Origin of the sequence: Nostoc sp. C117, from assembly GCF_043099735.1 — a bacterium.
In the GTDB taxonomy this organism is placed as follows: domain Bacteria; phylum Cyanobacteriota; class Cyanobacteriia; order Cyanobacteriales; family Nostocaceae; genus Nostoc.
Map to the genome: position 1 here is coordinate 1,088,922 of NZ_CP170991.1, position 21,419 is coordinate 1,110,340.

At 39.9% G+C, this 21,419-nt stretch carries 18 protein-coding genes; 14 read left to right on the forward strand and 4 right to left on the reverse strand.

All coding sequences use genetic code 11. From position 1 onward, the window contains the following. Window positions 1-3: 3 nt before the first annotated feature. On the reverse strand, window positions 4-3,615 hold the full coding sequence (locus ACFG4S_RS06045; RefSeq protein WP_392533934.1) for a S8 family serine peptidase: 3,612 nt from the start codon (window positions 3,613-3,615) through the stop codon (window positions 4-6). Between the two features lie 888 nt (window positions 3,616-4,503). On the opposite strand from ACFG4S_RS06045, the gene ACFG4S_RS06050 reads away from it, so the two are divergent. The 11 genes from ACFG4S_RS06050 to rfbD all read left to right on the forward strand — a co-directional run bounded on the left by ACFG4S_RS06050 (window position 4,504) and on the right by rfbD (window position 15,199). Then, window positions 4,504-5,607 carry an acyltransferase family protein gene (locus tag ACFG4S_RS06050; RefSeq protein ID WP_392533935.1) on the forward strand — a complete coding sequence of 368 codons (1,104 nt, stop codon included), beginning with the start codon at window positions 4,504-4,506 and terminating at the stop codon, window positions 5,605-5,607. A 17-nt stretch (window positions 5,608-5,624) separates the two neighbouring features. Further along, complete coding sequence (locus ACFG4S_RS06055; RefSeq protein ID WP_392533936.1) at window positions 5,625-6,827, forward strand: methyltransferase domain-containing protein; 1,203 nt, start codon at window positions 5,625-5,627, stop codon at window positions 6,825-6,827. 2 nt (window positions 6,828-6,829) lie between these two features. Beyond that, window positions 6,830-7,759, forward strand: coding sequence for an NAD-dependent epimerase/dehydratase family protein (locus ACFG4S_RS06060; RefSeq protein WP_392533937.1), 930 nt, complete (start codon window positions 6,830-6,832; stop codon window positions 7,757-7,759). A 9-nt stretch (window positions 7,760-7,768) separates the two neighbouring features. After that, window positions 7,769-8,341, forward strand: a complete 573-nt coding sequence (gene gmhA, locus ACFG4S_RS06065) for a D-sedoheptulose 7-phosphate isomerase (protein WP_392533938.1) — start codon at window positions 7,769-7,771, stop codon at window positions 8,339-8,341. A 64-nt stretch (window positions 8,342-8,405) separates the two neighbouring features. After that, window positions 8,406-8,975, forward strand: coding sequence for a D-glycero-alpha-D-manno-heptose-1,7-bisphosphate 7-phosphatase (locus ACFG4S_RS06070; RefSeq protein ID WP_392533939.1), 570 nt, complete (start codon window positions 8,406-8,408; stop codon window positions 8,973-8,975). A gap of 17 nt (window positions 8,976-8,992) precedes the next feature. Then, complete coding sequence (locus tag ACFG4S_RS06075; protein WP_392533940.1) at window positions 8,993-10,165, forward strand: hypothetical protein; 1,173 nt, start codon at window positions 8,993-8,995, stop codon at window positions 10,163-10,165. Between the two features lie 10 nt (window positions 10,166-10,175). Further along, entirely contained in the window at window positions 10,176-11,333 is a 1,158-nt protein-coding gene (locus ACFG4S_RS06080) for a glycosyltransferase family 4 protein (RefSeq protein WP_392533941.1), read from the forward strand. Window positions 11,334-11,338: 5 nt separating this feature from the next. Continuing rightward, window positions 11,339-12,427, forward strand: coding sequence for a glycosyltransferase family 4 protein (locus ACFG4S_RS06085; RefSeq protein WP_392533942.1), 1,089 nt, complete (start codon window positions 11,339-11,341; stop codon window positions 12,425-12,427). A gap of 141 nt (window positions 12,428-12,568) precedes the next feature. Next, on the forward strand, window positions 12,569-13,645 hold the full coding sequence (locus ACFG4S_RS06090) for a glucose-1-phosphate thymidylyltransferase (RefSeq protein ID WP_392533943.1): 1,077 nt from the start codon (window positions 12,569-12,571) through the stop codon (window positions 13,643-13,645). 118 nt (window positions 13,646-13,763) lie between these two features. Beyond that, on the forward strand, window positions 13,764-14,309 hold the full coding sequence (gene rfbC, locus ACFG4S_RS06095; RefSeq protein WP_392533944.1) for a dTDP-4-dehydrorhamnose 3,5-epimerase: 546 nt from the start codon (window positions 13,764-13,766) through the stop codon (window positions 14,307-14,309). Next, entirely contained in the window at window positions 14,309-15,199 is an 891-nt protein-coding gene (rfbD, locus tag ACFG4S_RS06100; RefSeq protein ID WP_392533945.1) for a dTDP-4-dehydrorhamnose reductase, read from the forward strand. Before rfbC ends, rfbD begins: the two co-directional genes overlap by 1 nt. A 189-nt stretch (window positions 15,200-15,388) precedes the next feature. Here rfbD and ACFG4S_RS06105 read toward each other — a convergent pair whose 3' ends face one another. Beyond that, entirely contained in the window at window positions 15,389-16,123 is a 735-nt protein-coding gene (locus ACFG4S_RS06105) for a 2-phosphosulfolactate phosphatase family protein (RefSeq protein ID WP_392533946.1), read from the reverse strand. Between the two features lie 421 nt (window positions 16,124-16,544). Here ACFG4S_RS06105 and ACFG4S_RS06110 point away from each other — a divergent pair, with 421 nt between their 5' ends. The 3 genes from ACFG4S_RS06110 to ACFG4S_RS06120 all read left to right on the forward strand — a co-directional run bounded on the left by ACFG4S_RS06110 (window position 16,545) and on the right by ACFG4S_RS06120 (window position 18,282). Further along, window positions 16,545-16,964: a BlaI/MecI/CopY family transcriptional regulator gene (locus ACFG4S_RS06110; protein WP_292857766.1), complete on the forward strand. Its 420-nt coding sequence runs from the start codon at window positions 16,545-16,547 to the stop codon at window positions 16,962-16,964. Further along, entirely contained in the window at window positions 16,964-17,803 is an 840-nt protein-coding gene (locus ACFG4S_RS06115; protein ID WP_392535921.1) for a M56 family metallopeptidase, read from the forward strand. Before ACFG4S_RS06110 ends, ACFG4S_RS06115 begins: the two co-directional genes overlap by 1 nt. 218 nt (window positions 17,804-18,021) lie before the next feature. After that, the gene (locus tag ACFG4S_RS06120) at window positions 18,022-18,282 is read left to right on the forward strand and encodes a MoaD/ThiS family protein (RefSeq protein ID WP_392533947.1); all 261 of its coding nucleotides are present in this window, start codon (window positions 18,022-18,024) and stop codon (window positions 18,280-18,282) included. A gap of 66 nt (window positions 18,283-18,348) precedes the next feature. Here ACFG4S_RS06120 and ACFG4S_RS06125 read toward each other — a convergent pair whose 3' ends face one another. Beyond that, window positions 18,349-20,166 carry a GUN4 domain-containing protein gene (locus tag ACFG4S_RS06125; protein ID WP_392533948.1) on the reverse strand — a complete coding sequence of 606 codons (1,818 nt, stop codon included), beginning with the start codon at window positions 20,164-20,166 and terminating at the stop codon, window positions 18,349-18,351. A 65-nt stretch (window positions 20,167-20,231) separates the two neighbouring features. Then, complete coding sequence (locus ACFG4S_RS06130) at window positions 20,232-21,272, reverse strand: serine/threonine protein kinase (protein ID WP_392533949.1); 1,041 nt, start codon at window positions 21,270-21,272, stop codon at window positions 20,232-20,234. Window positions 21,273-21,419: the final 147 nt, after the last annotated feature.

The window sequence follows — 21,419 nt, forward strand, 5'->3', positions numbered from 1 at the left end:
GGATTAGGGATTAGGAGACATACCTTGCCAGCCGATATTGGCACCACCAGAGTTCATCAACCATGCACCATTCTGGTTTGTGGAATTATTGTGCCAAAGAATGTCCCGATTTCCATCTTTGTTGAAATCGCCTGTGCCGTTGATGTTCCAACCTGCGGGGTTACCCGCCATGCCTTGCCAGCCGATATTTGCACCACCAGAGTTCATCAACCATGCACCATTCTGGTTTGTAGAATTATTGTGCCAAAGAATGTCCTGATTGCCATCTTTGTTGAAATCTCCCGTACCGTTGATGTTCCAACCTGCGGGGTTACCCGCCATGCCTTGCCAGCCGATATTTGCACCACCAGAGTTCATCAACCATGCACCATTCTGGTTTGTAGAATTATTGTGCCAAAGAATGTCTTGATTGCCATCTTTGTTGAAATCGCCTGTGCCGTTTATTTCCCAACCTGTGGGGTTACCCGCCATGCCTTGCCAGCCGATATTTGCACCACCAGAGTTCATTAACCATGCACCATTTTGGTTTGTGGAGGCATTGTGCCAAAGAATGTCCTGATTGCCATCTTTGTTGAAATCGCCTGTGCCGTTTATTTCCCAACCTGTGGGGTTACCCGCCATGCCTTGCCAGCCGATATTTGCACCACCAGAGTTCATTAACCATGCACCATTTTGGTTTGTGGAGGCATTGTGCCAAAGAATGTCCTGATTTCCATCTTTGTTGAAATCTCCTGTGCCGTTAATCTGCCAGCGACTAGTAGAACTATTACTATTACTATCAATAGATATAGAATAGTTACCTTGACTACCATTGGCCGCTCCTGTACCTGTGATGGGATTGTAACTTCTTGCTTGAGAACTCGCACCATTAACACCAATTAGATATTGAGTACCAGCGGTGACAGATAACTCAACAGCACTTCCCCTAGTTAAAGAATTTTCGTTATTGTTATAGGCTATTTCTGTGCCTTGAGCATTGAAGACTCGGAGGAAAGTATCAGCACTAAATTCTTCATTGGTATTGACTCGAATTGTAACTTTACCACTGACAGTTGAGGTAAAGCGATAGATATCAATATCACTAGCACCGATAACAAAGCCGTTGTCATCACCAATATTGCCAAAAACAGTTGTTCCTAAAGAGAGATTTTGTACAGATCCACCAGTGGATTTGTTATTAGATAAAGAATTGGCTTGAGATAGTGGTAAAAGTCTGCTGCTAAATTTATATTCTCCTGTATCGCCTGATGAACCACTACCAAGTTGAAAAGGATTAAAAGAGTCATTGCCATAGCCAGCTACAGCGACAAAGTAATCTGTATTGGCTGCAATTTGATAGCGTAAAAGTGGGTCTACAGATGAGTCGGTATCATCGTTAGAAGCTAAGAGTTTTCCTTGTTGGTTGTAGATAAAGACGACTGTATCAACGGGATCGGAAATGGAAGGATCGTCATAGGAATCTATATCGATTTCCAAAATACCTGCGGTGGGAGAATTTATTTTGATAAAATCCACATCCCGATCGCCAACCTCAATAAATTCCCCAGTATTAAAGTTACTATCGCCGCCAATAAATCCTGCTGCTTTAGTACTGGGAAGAGGTCTGACAGAGCTATCTAATGCTTGAGTGATACTGCCATTTTGGTCTTTATTAAAAAACTGTACGGTTAAGTCAAATTTTCCACCTGTACCACTTGCAGAACGTCCATTAAGGTTATTGGGATTGTAGGAGCTGTTTTCATAATCCGAAATACCAATATATAGTGTTTCTCCTCGTTCTACTTCTAGACCGATAAAGCTATCACTGGTATGTCCCTGATAGTAAGTACGATCGCTAGGATCTTCAAAAATCAGATTAGGATACCTAGAATCAGTAAACTCTGTATAATTTAAACTGCTATCAAAAGATTGGGCATCATCATTAACAAATAGCTGATTACCACTGGTATCAAAGACTCTCAGAAGTGAATCAACAAAGCCATTTTGATAGGGAGTATCAACATCAATTAGTAAAATGCCATTATCTGGTGCAACTACTTTGAAGATATCTACATCTGCTGCGCCAATGTTAATACGTTGATCGGAGTTCTCGATGGGGTCAGAGCCTAAAATACCATTGAAAAACAAAGGTTCTAAATCCGTCCCCAGATTAACTGGGACGGCACCACTGAGAATTCCATTGGGGTCAGAATTGCTCAGTTGGAATTGTAAGGAATAATTACCTGTTTGACCAGCGACACCGCTAGCGGCAACATTAGGATTATAGTTGCGATTGTTATTGCCACTTACTCCCACATAATAAACACCAGGATCGAGAGTGGCTGTAATTGTCGAGAATTTACTAGAGCCTGAGTCATTATTAAAAGCAAGCTCTTGACCGGAAGTATTAAAGAGGCGTAAAAGAGTATCAAAATCCGCAGGACTTGAAGAATTAGAACCTAGTTTAATGGTAATCGTGCCACGCGATCGCACTTCAAATTTGAAAATATCAACATCTTTATTCCCGACATTAGTCGTACCACCATCAATGCCAATACTACCCAAAATAGGATTAATCGCAGTAGTTCCATCCAAAATTGGACCAATATAAGCTCCCTGAATACTTCCATTCGGGTCTCCACTAGGAGCAGTTTGACCAAATCGCCTTTGAATTTCCTGTACTGCTTTATAAATATTTAGGCGCGGATAGGAAGTCTGTGTGTTATCAACATTATCATCTTCATTATCACCATCAAAAATAGTATCTGCGGTTGAGCGTATAATATCTACAATTTCTGATGGACTCAACAAACGTCCCCCAAATTTAGTGGCTGCTTCTTGCATCAAAGCTACAGCTCCGGCCACCACCGGAGATGCTTGACTTGTTCCGGCCATTTGCTGGAAACCACCACCAGGTGCTGTGCTGGTAATCAATGCACCAGGTGCAAATATGGTGTTTGGCGCAACTAAGCGTTGAGAAAAACTAGTTATGCGATCGGCACCGGTTGTATAATCAATCGATCCCGAAGCCCATGCTACGTCATCATTAACTCCATCTTGCCAGACAGCGCCCACGGATAACGTGCTAAAAATTGCTGGGCCACCAAAATTCTGATATTCGTGATCTTTATATGAGTTACCAGCAGCTGAGACAACAACAACGCCTAATTCTTCTAATCTTTTTACCTGATCGATCGTTATATCACCAGAAGCCTCAGAAGGGGATGTATAAAATCCACTTCCTAGTGACATATTTACGGCGACAATGTTGTAACGGTCTTTATTGTCAATTACCCACTGTAAAGCAGCTTCAATATCTGTATTAGTAGCACTACCTCCATTATCATCAAAGACCTTCAAGCCGATTAACTTAACATCAGGTGCAACTCCAATATTCGGATCTTCCGCCCCAATTATGCCTGCGACATGAGTACCATGTCCCTCTCCATCTTCTGGCTCATCATCCCCGTAAACAAAATCTTTGCCAGTAATATAGTTATCATCTAGCAGCGAATGAGTATGATCCAGTCCTGTGTCTATTACTGCGACTGTCATCCCACTACCGTCAATACCCGCAAATACTGAGTTATTACGTAGTTGAGTTAAGCCAATCAAATCAAAAGCTGGGCTGGTCATGGTTAAGCTCCGTGGTAGATTATACTTAGAAGGCTATACAAAATCCTAAATTTTTTGCCTACGGCTCCTTTAGGAAGACGTAAATAGGACTAGATAACCAAGGATAATAATGGCGAATTCGTCAGAAAACCAAACCAGGGAACCACTTTTTATGAAAGCAATATTATCTTTATACAACACTAAGTGATTTATTTTACGTGTTAATCTAAAAATAATTTTTAATAATTATGGCTTTTCCCAATTTATACGGACAACACAATACATACTTATAGCACGAACGCCTGACTCGTCAAAATTGCCAAAAGTATTGCAAATAAAAACTTTTTTAACTGTATTTAGAGCAAAATCATTACATAATTGCCAAAAACACACTCTTCTCTGAAAAGAGCGATCGCCACTACTGATTATCAAGATTCTCTCACGCAGCGATCGCTTCTAAGTTTAGAGGCTGAACTCTATTGACTGATTTAGCGTTCTAAATCAAATAATGAGCTTAAGTATGATTGTGAGAATTCTGCTCTTCTGGTAGCATACTAAGTAGTTCAACTAAAAAAATAAAATGTTTATATTAGCACTTTCGTGTAAATTACTACTGCGAACAAAAAAATAATTTTATGTTTAATTAGGTTGACTTATTTAGCAAGAATCCCTTCTAATTTTTTACCTAAATGGAACTCCTATTCAGATAACTTCAGATGCATATTTTGGTTATTTTCGGATAAAAAAATAAAAACTTGGGGAAATTTATTTTTGGATATGCTTCAAAATAAATTTTTCTTAGTTGCTCGTTGATTTTTCCTACTCGCCAGTACTTAAAATTAATATTTTTCGATAAAAAATACCATTTTTGAAAACTAGTTAGCAACTTTGATTAATGAATCAATTTCTATGAAATCGCCAGCGAAGAAAATTGGAGATATTCAACGACTTCGAGGTTTTGCAGTACTCCTGACAGTATTTGCCCATATGCCTTTAACTACAGGAATTTTTGCTTGGTTCAAGCTTCCTAGTCCTTTTTGGGTAGGAGTTCCTTTATTTTTTGTCATCAGCGGATATGTAATTACAATATCTACAGAAAAATACATCTTTAATCCATTATCTTTCTACATACGCAGATTGTGCAGAATTTTGCCAGTTCTTTTGATTTCTATTGGCATTACACTAATAATGGCATATTTTACTAAAGATGTTCAGTTTTATGGAACTTACCCCAACATCTTAGTTACAGTCACTTACATGATATTATTTATTTCTAATTTTTCTAGAATGTTTGATCGTTCAGTTAAGATGGTGCTATCTTTACTTGGACTTTGGTCAATATCAACAGAAGAACAGTTTTATTTATTTTTTCCTCTAACTTATTTACTCCCTTCCAAGAAAATTAGAATTTTACTGGTAGTAGGAATATGGTTTTTATGGGGGGTTATTCTGCGTTTGCTGACCTTCTGTTATTTAAATACCAATCAAAATAAAATAGTCTCAATTCTCAAGATCCTAATGCAGAATAATGGATTTAGATACGATCTAATATTGTTGGGAATGTTGATTTCATATTTAAGTTTGCGTATTCCGCCAAGAAGAAGTTTGTTTTATTTATGTCTTACATTTACGTTACTCTACCCAGAGTTTTCACACTACGAAAGTTACAATACAATCTTGTATTTTATATTTGCAGCCTCGTTAGTAAGCATTGTTGTTATTGCGAAGGAGGACAAAGATATTATATTCACTGAGATTCCTCTAATTAGGACATTTCTAGATTATCTAGGTAAAAGGAGTTATACAATATATGTTATGCATTTCCAAGTACTTGCCCTCATAGGCTATCTACTACAGCGAGTAGAGTTTAACTTTAAGCATCCCTACTTGTATAGTTGGGCTTTAATGCTTGGAAGTATACCCTTCTTACTCCTGATTGAATTAATACATCGCTATATAGAAATGCCTGTTATTGCTTGGGGTAAGGCTTACACATCACAAAACAGTATTTAGAGAAATATATTATAGCTATGAAATGCCGCGTTTGTGACTCTACCAATTTGGAACTTGCTATTGACCTTGGTTCTCAGCCTTGGTGCAATCATTTTCTCAAAAAAGAAGAAATTGGTCAAGAACCTTTCTATCCCCTCCGTGTTTTGTATTGTCAGGACTGTCGCACAGTACAGCTAGACTACACTGTTAAAAAAGAAATTATGTTTGGCGATCACACTTATTTATCGGGTGTGACTCGTTCTTTAAGCGAACATTTTAAAAATGTAGCCGAGAAAGTAGACAGCAAGTTTTTTCAAGAAACTTCAGGTAAATCTGTTCTTGACATTGGTTCTAATGATGGAACTCAACTTAAGCACTTTAAAGCTTTAGGTTACGATGTTCTTGGTGTTGAATCTTCAAAAACTACTGCAAAGATAGCCAACGACGCAGGAATAACAACTCTCAATGAGTTTTTCAATCTCGATATAGTTAAAAAACTCGATCGCCAATTCCACCTCATCAACGCTGCTGGTGTATTCTTTCACTTAGAAGAGCTACATTCAGTTACAGAAGGAATTCGTGAAGCTTTGCGGGATGATGGAGTTTTTGTTGTCCAGTTTCTCTACATGAAACGCATTGTCGAGAATTTAGCATTTGACCAGATTTACCACGAGCATTTACTCTACTATAATCTCAACACTATTGAGGTACTCTTAAACAGACATGGTTTATCCATGTTTGATGCCTACCTCTCACCGATTCACGGCGGTTCGATTATTGCTTACGTTACACATCAAGGCAAAAAAGAACCAACCGAGCATTTGCAAGCGATGCGTCAAGCAGAAGTAGATGACAAAAGTAACGAATTATCCACATACCTAGAATTTGCTCAACGAATTCAACAAATGAAGACTGAAAATCTTGCCTATTTGCAACAAGCTAAAGAACAGGGTAAGCAAATTTTTGGTTTTGGTGCGCCTGTTAAAGGCAATACAATGTTGAACTATTTTGGTGTGGGAACGGAGTATATTAATTGTCTGGTAGAAAAGAACGAACTGCGCCGTGGACTTTACTCGCCAGGAATGCATATTCCCATAGTCATCGAAAGTGAGCTACAGGAACTACCAGATATTTACTACGTGCTAGCCTGGAACTTTAAAAAAGAAATTTTGTCCAATAACCAACACTTAATTCAAAAAGGAGTAGAATTTTACTTTCCTGTCAATCCCAAGGACGCTTAACGATGAAAATCCTTGTCACTGGTGCTACAGGCTTTCTGGGCACAATTCTTTGTTCGCAGTTGGAATCTCAAGGCTATGAAGTAGTCCGCTTGAACTCCAAAAACTGCGATCTGACTCAGCAAGATTCACTGTTGCAATTTAAGCAGGAAGCCTACGATCGCATATATCATTTAGCGGCTTGGACTCAGGCTGGTGACTTCTGCTTGTATCATCCTGGCGAACAGTGGATTATCAATCAGCAAATTAATACAAACGTACTCACTTGGTGGCACAAGTATCAACCTCAAGCAAAGTTGATTAGTATGGGTACTAGTTGTGCTTACGCCCCCGATTTAGAACTAGTAGAAGAAAACTATCTGACAGGAATACCTATAGATAGCCTGTTTACCTACGCCATGACTAAGCGGATGCTGTATGCGGGACATCTAGCATTAAATAAACAATTTGGCTTGAAATACCTTTGCTTAGTTCCCTCAACCCTCTACGGACCGGGCTATCACACAGATGGGCGGCAGATGCATTTTATCTTTGACCTGATCCGCAAGATTATTCGCGCTAAACTTTATGGTGAGCCTGTAATCCTTTGGGGAGATGGGTATCAATCAAGAGAACTCGTTTTTGTTGATGATTTCGTCAACATCATGATTCAACTAGCAGCTAGCGTGGATAACCAATTAATAAACATCGGTGCGGGTGAAGAGTTTACTATTAGACACTTTGCCAAGCTGATTTGTGAGAAAGTAGATTATGACTTTAACGCAATTCAATTTGATACTGGGCGTTATGTTGGTGCTAAATCTAAATGTTTAGCTATTGGGAAACTTCAACAATATATCCCTGATTTAACTTTGACATCTCTAGAAGTTGGATTGACAAAAACTATTGAGTGGTTTGGGACGCAAAAAGAAAAACTGGTACCAGACAACAAGTGAGGAAAAACTTTGGATTATTGGGTTCAAGATAAACTGAAAGGTTTAAAAACTGCTTTTACACCAGAGTATTGCAAGGCTATAGACATAGTAGTTAATCTGATTGTAGAACGTTTTCAACAAGGGCAGACCTTGTTAATCTGTGGTAATGGAGGTTCGGCATCTGATGCCCAACATATAGCTGCTGAGTTTATTGGACGCTTTCTGATCGATCGTAAAGGTTTACCCGCGATCGCTCTTGGAAGCAACTCGGCTATTATCACAGCTTGGACAAACGATCATGATTTTGAAACCGTCTTCTCCCGACAAGTGGAATCTTTGGGGAAACCGGGAGATATTCTCTGGGGAATTTCCACTTCTGGTAAATCCAAAAATGTCATTCGCGCTTTAGAAGCAGCTCAAAAGCTGGGAATTAGCACTATAGGAATGGCGGGTAATGGTGGGGGAATAACAAAACCTCTGGTGGACTATCCTTTGTTTGTTGACGAACAACATACACCACTAATACAAGAAATCCATGTAATTACATACCATCGAATCTGCGAACAAGTAGAATTGCAGTTATTTGCAAAAACAGGTTGCTAAAATTTGTTTTATTTAACCAACCGATTTTAAAATAATTTTTTGTCTAAGTGGTAATTTGCAGTTGATGACAGGCAATAATTATTATCTCAGTCATAAACCGAATAAAGCTCTATTTCTAGACAGAGATGGTGTTTTAATCGAATATGTTCCATATCTAAGCCATCCCAATCAGGTAAAAATTCCTGTTGGTGCTGGGGAAACTTTAAAAAAGTGGCAGGATGCAGGATATTTACTGATTGTAATCACAAATCAGTCTGGTGTTGCTAGAGGCTATTTTTCTATGAGTGATGTTGAAGCAGTCCATACTCGGATGCGTCAAGAATATGAACGCTTCAATGTGGAGTTTCAAGATATTTTTATGTGTCCTCACCAACCAGCTCAGAACTGTAAATGTCGGAAGCCATCACCGCACATGATATTTAAAGCTTCAGAAAAACATTTAGTTGAAATATCCAATTCATTTTTTATTGGGGATGCATTTAGTGATATTGAGTGTGCTGTTAATGCTGGTTGCAATCCCATACTTTTATTAACAAGTAGAACAGAGGATAACACTCAAACCCTATCTCATCATCAAGCTGCAATTCATCTGGTTAAAGAATTAAAAGAAACAGTCCGGCTAATTCCAGTTTAATCGATTTTTGAGTAAGCATGAATGAAAATGACGCTAGTGAGTCAATACCAATTTTGATTTCAATCATTCCCAATTTGATGGGAGGAGAAGGTCATATAATTCCATATCATACTTCTATAACTAAAGCTGCCAATTTACTTGGTTGGAAGCATATAGCCGCTGTTGCACCAGAACCGAAAATTGTAGATTTACCTATTAATTGGCAGCCTTGTCTGAGTAGTGAAAATTTAGAATTAACAATCAATCCGATAATTAGGATATTTAAGTGTAACGATATCTATAAATTTGGATCTAGTATTGCTAAATACTTAAAAAAAGAAATATTACCTAATTCAAAACATAACATAATTTTTCTAGAAAGATTTATTCATGTGCAACTTTTAGGATTACTAATTGCTTTATGTCTAATCCCTAAAGAAAATTTGTCTGTTTGGCTACTTTACCGCAGAGACACTCATCAAGATAAAACTCGGAGTATTTACAAGTTATTAAACAAATTCATCAAACGAATTTTAGAACCAGGTAAATTTCACCTACTTACTGACAGTGAAAGTTTAAGCAAGTCACTATCTAATTACTTTAACGAATCAGTGACTGTAATGCCGATACCCCACACAGATTTTATCGATGTTGATACGATTCCTGATTTAATTAATGAAGTAATCTGTTGGTGGCCGGGAGCGCCACGAGCAGAGAAGGGATGGGATATCATAAAATCTTTGATAACTTCTATGTCGGAAGAAGCAAAAAAAATATGTGTGGTAGCTGCTGAAAGCTCTGAACTATCAACTGTTTTAAGTGGTATTAGAGTTGAGCTAATTCCCCAGAATTTATCAAAATTAGATTATTTGAAATGGCTAAAAACTAGCAATATAATATTGCTACCATACGATGCTGATGCATATCGTGAACGTACATCAGGTATCTTTACTGAATGCATTATGGCAGGTAAGATTCCTGTTGTTACCAAAGGGACTTGGATGGCTACAGAGCTTTCTAAATATGGACTAGAAGAATTAATTATAGAATGGAGTCAGCCAGACATTATTGTGAGTAAAATTATCAATCTATCAAAATCTTTAACGGTCAAAAATAAAATAAAAGAAATGCAAAAAGGCTATCAAAATTTTCATACTGTGGAAAGTTATGCTCGTGAAATGAAAATATTATTTAATTCTTCGTGTATTTAATAAATAAAAAATGTTAACTATAGCAATTGATGCTACATCTTTAACTAGCCAACCTAGTGGAATTGGATTATACGTTTATAATTTAATTTATGCACTAAATGCGCTGCAAAATTCAGAAAGTTTTCAGATGCGAATTGCATATCAACCTAGACTAAAAAATTGGTTGACGGGTAGATTAATAGTACCTAATATTCTAAATTTAGACACTCAAGTTTATACATTACCTCTTCCAGTTAGCGTTACTCAGATTTTATCTAAGTTTCCTAATCCAATTATTCCTTATTACGAAAAATATTTAGGCTTTCCAGATATCATTCATGGCACAGATCATATAGTATATCCCTGTGCTAAAAGCTTAAAGGTAATGACGATTCACGATCTGACTTATATAAAGTATCCTAATTTTGTTAACTGGATAGTTAGAAGTTACACAGATAGAATTAGACAATGCTTAAAATGGACGGATTTAGTGATAACTATTTCCGAAAGTTCTAAAAAAGACATTATCGAATATTTCCAAGTTAAGCCAGAAAAAATATATGTTACTCCTCTAGCTAGTCGCTACAATCCTAATTACTTATCTGGTGTAAATATTCTAAATATAGAAAAGCAAGTTAAGTATGATTTTTCCAAACCATATCTACTTTTTGTTAGTACTATAGAACCGAGAAAAAATATCAATGCTGTCATTTTAGCTTTTAATTTTCTCAAGCAAAAATATAAAATTGAGCATCAATTAGTATTGATTGGGAAGAAGGGATGGAAGTACGAACCAATATTCACAGCTATTGAAAATTCTCATTGGAAAAACCAAATTCATCATCTTGACTACTTATCTGATGAATTAGTAGGATTATTTTACTCAAAAGCCGATGTTTTCGTCTATCCTTCTTACTATGAAGGGTTTGGTTTGCCTGTATTGGAAGCAATGACGCTGGGTACACCTGTAGTCACCTCTAATAGTTCATCAATACCAGAGGTTACAGGAGATGCAGGTATATTAATCGATCCTAATGACTACATACAATTAGCTGAGACTATCTTCAAAGTAATTAGTGATTCCCAATTACGGCAAAATTTAATTGATAAAGGTAAAAAAAGAGCAAAATTATTTTCTTGGGAAAAAACAGCAAAGGAAACTTTAAAGGCTTATAGAAGCATTATTTAATCAAGATGATAGATAGTAATTTCTCTAATAAATTAATCATAAATTTATCGATTATTTTTTCTCGACCAACAGGCATAAGTAACTATGCCAAAAATATTTTCCCTTATTTAAAAACTCTTAACCCTACTTTATTAACTGCTGAAAGTTACTCCGAATTTAACTGTTACTCAGTTCCCGATAATCTGACTCCTGCTCAAGGTACAAAAGGTCATATTCGCCGGCTGTTTTGGACGCAATTTCAATTACCGCAAATCTATAAAAATCTTAAATCTAACCTTTTATTTTCCCCACTTCCAGAAGCACCACTCTATGGGAACTGTCGTTTTGTGGTGATGGTTCACGATTTTATTCCGTTGCGTTTTCCCAAACGCTTCTCTCCTTTGACACCATATCATCGCTACTACATTCCCCAAGTCATCACTCAAGCCGAACACGTTATCTGCAACTCCCTATCCACTGCTAAGGAAATTACGGATTTTTTCCACATTCCAGTTAGCAAAATTACTCCTATCCTGCTGGCTCACGATCGCCATCACTTCCGTTTTCTCAATCTACCCACCAGCAATTACTTTCTCTACATTGGACGCCAAGATCCCTACAAAAACTTACAGCGTCTCATTACCGCCTTTGCTGCACTACCAAACAATGGTGACTATGAACTGTGGCTAGCAGGACCAACTGATGAGCGTTACACCCCAGTTTTAAAAGCGCAAGTTGAGGAACTAGGTATAACTAATCAGGTGAAATTCCTCGACTATATTCCTTACAGCGAATTGCCAAAAATTATTAATGGGGCGATCGCTCTTGTTTTCCCAAGCCTCTGGGAAGGCTTTGGTTTTCCAGTGTTGGAAGCAATGGCTTGTGGTACTCCTGTCATTACTTCCAACCTTTCCTCTCTTCCAGAAGTCGCTGGTGAAGCAGCAATTCTAATCGATCCCTACAATAGAGGGGAAATTACAGAGGCGATGCAAGCTATTGCAACTGATGCGGAATTGCGATCGCGCCTTTCTAGCTTAGGTATCACTCACTCCCAACAATTCAGTTGGGAAAAAACAGGAAAAGCAACCGCAGAAGTCTTATCCCGCTACGTGTAGAATAATACCGTTGAGTAAGGCACGGAGATGAGGGAGACAAGGGGACAAGGAGATAAACAAAACTCCTAACTCAGCACGGGCTAAACGCCCCGCTATTCATGTACAACACTCCTAACGCCCCATACCCAATAACAAATCCTTATGAAAGCACTAATTCTTTCTGGTGGTAAAGGTACACGGCTACGTCCCCTGACTTATAGCGGAGCGAAACAACTTGTACCAGTTGCTAATAAACCTGTTTTATGGTATGGCATTGAAGAAATGGTTGCTGCTGGTATTACTGATATTGGTATCATTATCAGCCCGGAAACCGGAACAGAAGTCAGAGGGAAAACTGGAAATGGAGAATTATTTGGAGCGAACATCACCTACATTGTACAAGACCAACCACTTGGACTTGCTCACGCCGTCCAAATCGCCCATCCCTTTTTAGGTGATTCTGCTTTTGTCATGTACTTGGGCGATAACTTGATCCAACTAGGTGACTTAAGTTACTTTTTACAACAATTTAGCCAACAGCAGCCAGATGCTTTGATTCTCTTACGTTCGGTTACCAATCCTAGCGCCTTTGGTGTGGCTGAAGTTGATGAAACAGGACGGGTATTACAATTAATTGAAAAACCGAAAGTTCCTCCTTCAAATCTGGCATTGGTAGGGGTTTATTTCTTTTCTCACGTTATTTTTGATGCGATCGCCAATATCCAACTTTCCAATAGAGGCGAACTTGAAATCACTGATGCTATTCAATACCTAATTAATCAAAAAAAGAACGTTGTAGCTCACAAATTAGAAGGGTGGTGGTTAGATACTGGTAAAAAAGATGACTTATTAGAAGCTAATCGTTTAATTCTCGATACCTATCTAACAACATCAATTATCGGTGAAGTCGATGCCCAAAGTCAGATTATTGGGCGAGTTAAAATCGGTGCAAAATCTAAAGTCATTAACTGCACAATTCGGGGTCCAGTAATCATTGGTAGCAATTGTCATTTAGAAAACTGCTTTATTGGTCCTTATAGTAGCATTGCTAACAACGCCACACTCATTGATACTGATTTAGAACACAGCGTGATTTTAGAAAATGCTAAAATCGCCGGCATTCATCAGCGCATTATTGATAGTGTCATTGGACAAAGGGCACAATTAACTCTTGCACCCCGTCGCCCCAAAGCCTTGAGATTTCTGATTGGTGATGACTGTCAAATTGAACTCACCTAATTCACTTATTAAAAATCGGACAAACCATCATCAAAGTTTGACTATAGTGCCTGTAAAATATAAATGCAAAATTCATCTAACAATCAGAACACGCGACAGATCGTAATAAATAATATTAATGAAAATTGTACATACCAAAATTCCCGAAGTTTTACAACTTGAACCTCAAGTATTTGCAGACGATCGCGGTTTCTTTTTTGAAGTTTACAACCACCAAAAATTTGCACAAGAAACAGGGATTGTGACAAACTTTGTCCAAGATAATCACTCTTGCTCTAAACAAAACGTCTTGCGTGGATTGCACTACCAAATTCAACAACCCCAAGGAAAACTCATTCGTCCTATTGTCGGTACTATTTTTGACGTAGCCGTAGACATTAGAAAAAGCTCAGCTACTTTTGGTAAGTGGGTGGGTTATGAACTCAGTGCTGAGAACAAACCTCTGCTGTGGATACCACCAGGTTTTGCTCACGGATTTCTCGCGCTTTCAGAAATAGCAGAAGTTATGTATAAAACTACAGATTACTACTCACCCCAAGGCGATCGCACAATTTTATGGAACGACCCAGATTTATCTATCGATTGGCCGCTGAGTGCGCCACCTATCTTATCAGCCAAAGACCAAGCTGGTAAATCTTTTAAAACCGCTGAAATCTTTGATTAATGAGTAAATCAATTCTGCTGATTGGTAGTAATGGTCAAGTGGGTAAGGAACTGCAACAAATCCTCTCACCTTATGGTGATATTATCTCAGTGGCACGCCCAACAATAGACCTTACCCAGCCTGAGACTCTCCGCAGCATCATCAGAGAAAAAAAGCCACAAATCATCGTTAACGCTGCTGCTTATACTGCTGTGGATAAAGCAGAAAGCGAACCAGAACTTGCTACCGCTATTAATGCTACTGCACCTTTAATTCTCGCTGAAGAAAGCCAGAAATTAAAAGCTTTCTTAATTCATATTTCCACCGATTACGTTTTTGATGGCAATACATGTCATCCATATCAGGAAACCGATGTGACAAATCCCTTGAGTGTGTATGGCAAAACCAAACTCGCTGGAGAAGAAGCAATTCGGGAAACGTGCGCCCATCACCTCATCCTCCGCACTGCTTGGGTTTATGGAACCTTTGGCAAAAGTAACTTTGTCAAAACCATGCTGCGATTAGGTGCAGAACGCCCAGAACTGCGTATCGTCGCCGATCAAATTGGTAGCCCCACTTGGGCGCAAGATATAGCCACAGTCATAGCCCAGATGATTCCCCAGTTGAGCTTAGAAATTAGCGGCACTTATCACTACACTAATAGCGGTGTCGCTAGCTGGTATGACTTTGCTGTTGCCATTTTTGAAGAAGCCCAACAGCTGGGGTTTCCTCTAAAAGTTGCAAGTATTGTCCCCATTACAACCGCCGAATATCCCACACCCGCCCGTCGCCCTGCCTATTCCGTCCTTGCTTGTGGGAAAATTTCAGCAGTTCTCAAAAATTATCCCCCCCATTGGCGACAAAGACTACGGGAAATGCTCATAGATTTTAAAATTGGGCATGGGGCATAGGGCATTGGGCATGGAGAAGAGACAAGGTAGACAAGGAAGAGGGGGGAGACAAGGGAGAGAATTATTCAATAATTCCCCTTGTCCCCTTGTCCCCTTGTCCCCTTGTCCCCTTGTCCCCTTGTCCCCTTGTCCCCTTGTCCCCCTGTCTCCCCTGCCCCTCTGCCCCTCTGCCCCTCCGCCTCTTATCCCCTATCCCCTTTTTAAAACTCCTATTTCTTGTTGGATTGGCAAGACATCTAAAACATCAGTTTGGGAACAATATTTTAAATCTTCTTGACAGTCAAGACGCAACAACCGTTGGCCGTGACTGGCTTGATGGAATAATTCTAATAAGTTATCTTGCCACTGAGAGTAAAGAGCGATCGCACTAATTACTTCATCGTTACCAGCTAGTTCTTCTGGTGACAATTGAGTTTGCTGTAAAACACTATGAGCGATGGCACCTGCACAAACTGTATCCTCTAAAGAAAAACTGCCTTCCCAGCCTGAACCGACAATCCATACTGTATTGGGTTGCTTTTCTAAAAGAAATTGCACTACCGCTGCTCGGTTAATTAAGGCTGCTGCGATTACATTTGGGGAGTCTTCTACCCTTTGTAAAGCACGGGTGCCATTGGTGGTACTGATAAACAACCGACGCCCCTGGACTAATTCTGCTGTGCAGTCGAGAGGAGAATTACCCAACTCAAAGCCAGCGACTTTAGCGCCACCGCGTTCTCCAGCCCGGAGACGTTTTTCAGGAGGCCATTTTTCACTAACTGCGATTAGTCGATCTAAATCGCTGAATACTTGTACAGCTTCGCCTCCAGCTGCCAAGACAGTTGCTATTGTGCTAGTGGCTCGCAATACATCGACTGCGATCGCACATTCTGGCACTTTATCCGTTGGAGTCAATTCCGGAGTGTGGTATACGAATAGCTTCACGCGCTGGATACACCTGCTTTAATACTACTGCCGCAAATAATATTCTACCTAGTTGGTGTCAATAACTATAGTCACAATTTATCACACAGCATTTTTGAGCATCAAAATCCACAATCTATCCCATTCAATAGATAAATACTCAAAAAACCCATTTTTATGATTTTAGACTTTCAGACCTGCTCCACGATCTTGTAATGTAAAACAATAAGGGCATTGGGTGTTAGGAGTGCTGTTAGCGCTAGAGGAGCGTTCAGCCCGTGCTGAGTTAAGAGAGTTAGGAGTTAAGAGTTTTGTTTATCTCCTTGTCTCCCTTGCCCCCTTGTCTCCCTTGTCTCCCTTGTCCCCTTGTCTCCCTTGTCTCCCTTGCCCCCGATCTCCCTCATCCCCCTCATTCCATGCCCACTTCCCTTCAAAAATTACTATGGCACCTTTACCCGACTACCGTCCTAAACAACTATCTTTAGGTCCTTTGGAAGCGGAAATATTAAATATCATCTGGGAACTTGGTTCAGTCACAGTCAAAGATGTCCACGATCGCATTTTGGCCGATCCCAACCGCGAATTAGCTTATACTTCTGTAACCACTGTTCTGCGACGCCTCACTGATAAGGGTTGGCTGGCTTGCGACAAAAAAGAGCGGGCATTTTATTGGCGGCCAATGTTAAGTAAGCAGCAGTCAGAGGTAATCAAAGCTCACGAGCAGTTACAGCGATTTCTGGCGGTGGGAAACCCTGATGTTGTTGCAGCCTTCGCCGATAGTCTGGATGAAGCAGCTAGCGAGCAAATAGCAGCGATCGCCAAACGCATACAATCTGCGCGCCAAGCCAGGGAGGAACAATGATGCATCTAATGATGATTTTGATTGCTTTGGCAGTTGCCTGGTGGTTAAGATCCTCTTGGAGAGAACCCCAAGGTAGTTGGAATTTGCGGTGGCGGCGATCGCTATTTTTGTTTCTCTTCCCCCCTTTGCTAATTTTTATGACAGCGATCGCTGTGTTGTTCATGGGACCCCAAGGAAACATGGGCGGGATGTACACAGGCTCAATTAGTTATCTGCTGGCATTAATTTATTTAGCAATTTTTGCCATCTTATGCATTCAACTTGCTTTTCAGGGTTGGCAGTCTGTGGAATCTGCCCGGAATTGTCCCCTGGTGAATGTGGGAGATAGACGAGCCAGGTTACTGCAAACAGAGGCGATGTTTGCTGGGCAAATTGGTTTTTGGCAACCTGAATTAGTCGTTAGCCAAGGATTACTGCAAGCTCTCTCACCAAATCATTTAGAAAGCGTCTTAGCACACGAGCAAGGGCATTACCAGTACAGGGATACTTTCTGGTTTTTTTGGCTGGGTTGGGTGCGTTCCTGCACTGCATGGTTGCCAAATACAGAGCCTTTGTGGCAAGAACTGTTAGTTTTGCGCGAACTCCGCGCCGATAGTTATGCAGCATTGCAAGTAGATCCTCTAGTGCTAGCAGAATCACTGCTGTTGGTAGTTAGTAGTAGCCCTGTGTCATCAGAAATTTGCTGTGCTGCATTAGGTTCTTCTAGTGCAGATCGTTTAGAGCAAAGAGTAGAAGCTTTATTAGCACCACCAGAAATAACCTCAGAAGCTCAATTTCAGTCCTGGCATGGATTTCTTTTGGCATTTCTGCCTTTAGTAACTGTCATATTCCACTCTTAAAAATGTTGAGGGGTTAAGCTCATCCCACCCCGTAAAGGGGATGGGATTTCATATTGACAGTTGACGGTTGACGGTTAACAGTCATCAGTCATCAGTCAACAGTCAAGTGACATAACTTATTTAAATGAAAAGCACTGTAGTAATGTATAATCAATTCCAGAAGTTGAGAGTGCCTATGCAAGTATTAAACTGCTTGCTAGCGCTGCCAAAGCATATTTATGTCTAAATCTGCAATCACCGTTACGATTAAATTGTTCGCCGCTTATCAAGAAGCCTTTCAGGTTTCAGAACTGGTGCTGGAATTTCCTAATAGTACGCCTGTTAGGGCGGTATGCGATCGCCTCATAGCCGAACACCCAGAACTCTCCCAATGGCGCGACATCACCCGCTTTGGAATTAATCTCATATTTGTTGAACCAGATACCCTACTACAAGATGGCGATGAAGTTGTGTTAATTCCGCCAGTTAGCGGCGGCTAGCACAGAAGCTATAAGTTCAAACATCTACTCTTAACTTTTCAGCTAGAAATTATGGAAGTGCTATAACTAGCTGATGTTACATTCTGCTAGTTTCTCTGCCAGAGCAGCGATCTCCCAGTTAGATTCTATTTTCGCCTCGTCAACTTTAAATTCTTGGTACAGTAATTTACGCCTACTTCTCTCTAACTTTGCTCTTTCTTGCTCTAGTTTTAGTTGAAGCTTATTTGCTTGATAAATATAGCTTTGATGACGGTCAAGAGCCATCTGTGTAAGACTCTCATCACCTTTTTGTTGGGCAAGTTCAGAGTTTCTGTGCCACTTATTAGCTTCATTTTGTGCATCGTTATACTGCTTTTCAATACGGATTTGATGAGCAATTTGCACAGCAGTAGCTTGACGGAACTGCGCCAAATCTTCTTGGAGGTTTAACGATACCACCTTTGCCCCTCTACCTATGATTATTCCTGTATAAGGCTTGATCGTCTTTGGCAAGTATCCCTCTTTGGGCATTAAGGTCAACTTTAACCTTAATATAAGACCAGAAAGGTTCATGAATATCAGCAAAATCCAATCTGAAAAGTAAACAACTATATACAAAGGGAATAACACCAACCACTTTATCAAATTTACTAAATCCCACTCTGGCGTGTAAATTTCTTTAAACCATTCCAATTTTAAATGTTCAATATCAAGCCAGAAGTTAGTAGATTCAATCCAGAAAACTTTGACACGCCATCCGACCCTCTCTCCAAAACGCTCCCAAGTTTTATCGTTTGCGTCAGGATTACCACCAATTCTTTCCCAAATACGGTTTTGAACACTAAAACCAAAGCGTCCTTTGCTGTGTTCAACCCATAGTTTATCAATGGTGCGAAAATCATCACAGGGAATTTTTTTTATGTCTTCTAATTGTAACCAGCCTTCCTCTTGGCGATCGCATATCTTCAGCATAATCGCCGCAGTTTCTTTATCTGCTGCTTGCCATTTTTTGGCGACGAGGAGTTCTTCCAATTTCTGGTAATTTACCAGCACACGCCTTGAGTTTTGAAAAAGATCTAACCAGTCCTGAACCGACTGCGGTCGGTCTTTGACATATAAACTCATTCCCATCAAAATTGCTCGATTCACCGAATCGCTAATGTTAGGGTTCTCCTGTTGGGGTGGTTTAAGAGAATCTCTGCTAACTCTAGCCCAGGCTGAAGGGGGAACTTTTGTAGTTAGCAAATAATATAATGTTGCTGCTAAGGAATAGACATCAATATAATCTCCATGTCGTGCTTCTTCGTCATACTGCTCAAGGGGTGAAAATCCGTGTGTATAGGCTTCAGTATGGCGCTGAGTTTTATCGGGAATAAATTCTTTAGCAATGCCGAAATCAATCAGTATCACTTCCTCTTGATTGGAGCGCACCATAATATTTTGAGGCTTGACATCTCTGTGTAGTAAGCCTTTTTGGTGAACAGCAGTCAGAGCGCTAGCAATTTGCTGAATGTACAATAATGCTTCCGATTCTGATAGAGGTTTCTGGAGCTTTTCTACGCGCTGCCAGAGGTCTTCACCTTCAATATATTCCATAGCTATGCAAGGCAACTGTCCCTCTTGAAAGCTGCTCTCAATTTGCACGATGTGAGGATGTCTACAGTAACCTAACTTTCGGGCTTCTTCTTGGAAATCTTGTCGATATTTAGCAAATTTCGGGCTGCGCTGCGCTATTTCATTGAGTGTTTTAATTACAATCCGACGGCTTTGTTGGTCTGTGGCTAGGTAGGTGACGCCAAAACCACCCATACCTAGCACTCGTTCAATTGTATAGCGATCGCCAAATAACTTATCTCCTGGTTGCCAAACTATGACTCGGCTATCTTCTGGGGGTAGGCTAGACATAGAATCAATTTTTAGTCAAAATTCTGGGGTCTGTAGTCTATAGTTACAATCTACACGATGGATGCTTACCTTTGTTTAGTTCTTTTAAGGTCTGGTGTAGTAGTTGTCGTCGTCTGAGGAGAAGGCTGTGATGCAGGTTTGGATTTGTCTAGCCTTTCTAGCCACGGTGGAAGTGCAGCAAACAGTGCTATGGCTGCTCCTAGTAGTCCTACAAACAATGCTACCCAAAGTCCTTGTCGTGCAATTTGTATGCTGGGATCGGGTGGTGGGGAAGATGGAATTTCCAAACCCAATAAATTTAGCCATTTTTGCATCGTTTGCGGTCGATCGCTAGCATCTAAAGCCATCCCTGTAATAATTGCTTGATCGACTGTCTCGCTAATTTGAGGATTAATTTCTTTTGGTCGTCTTAATTGAGTTCTTCTACGGCTGCGGTCTTGCACACTAGGGGGTTCTTCTCCTGTCAAGAGATTGTACAGTGTTGCAGCCAGAGAATAAACATCCGTAAAAGCTCCCCGTTCAGCATCTCGCTCGTACAATTCCAAAGGTGCATAACCCTCAGTAATTGTTGGAGTATCAGTAGTCAAACGCAGGTCAAAGTCTCGTGCTAAATCAAAATCAATCAGAACAGCTTCCGATTTACCACTCCGAAGCATAATGTTTGCTGGTTTCACATCTCGATGTACCCAACCATTGCGATGAACTTCTATTAGCGCCTCACCAATTTGTTTGATGTAGTTTAGTGCATCCTTTTCTGGCAAAATTGGCTGGGCGCGTTGAGCCAAATTGCGTCCATCAATGTACTCGATGACTATGCACCACAATTCTCCTTCTTGGAACCTGTCTTTAAATCTAGCAATATAACGGTTTTTACAAAGACGTAACTTTGAACCCTCATCTCGAAATTTTAAATTCAGTCTTTGAAAATATTCTTTACTTAACGAATTAATTTGCGGAGAATCTTGATTTAGGCATTTGATGACAACACGTTCATCCTGCTGATTTCTAGCCAAATAGGTAATAGCAAAGCGACCCTTTCCGAGAACAGCTTCAGGTTCAATGGTATACTTACCACCGTTTAATTTATCAGATGCTTGCCATGCCATTGCTTATCACTTGAAAATACTTGCAACAATTTTGACACAATCTGAGAAAAATCAGGAAATGCGTAGGCGTAGCCCCTCGTAGACATCGCTGTTTTTTAGATTTGAGACACGACACATTGAATGGCTAATAATCTCAGGTATAGAGCC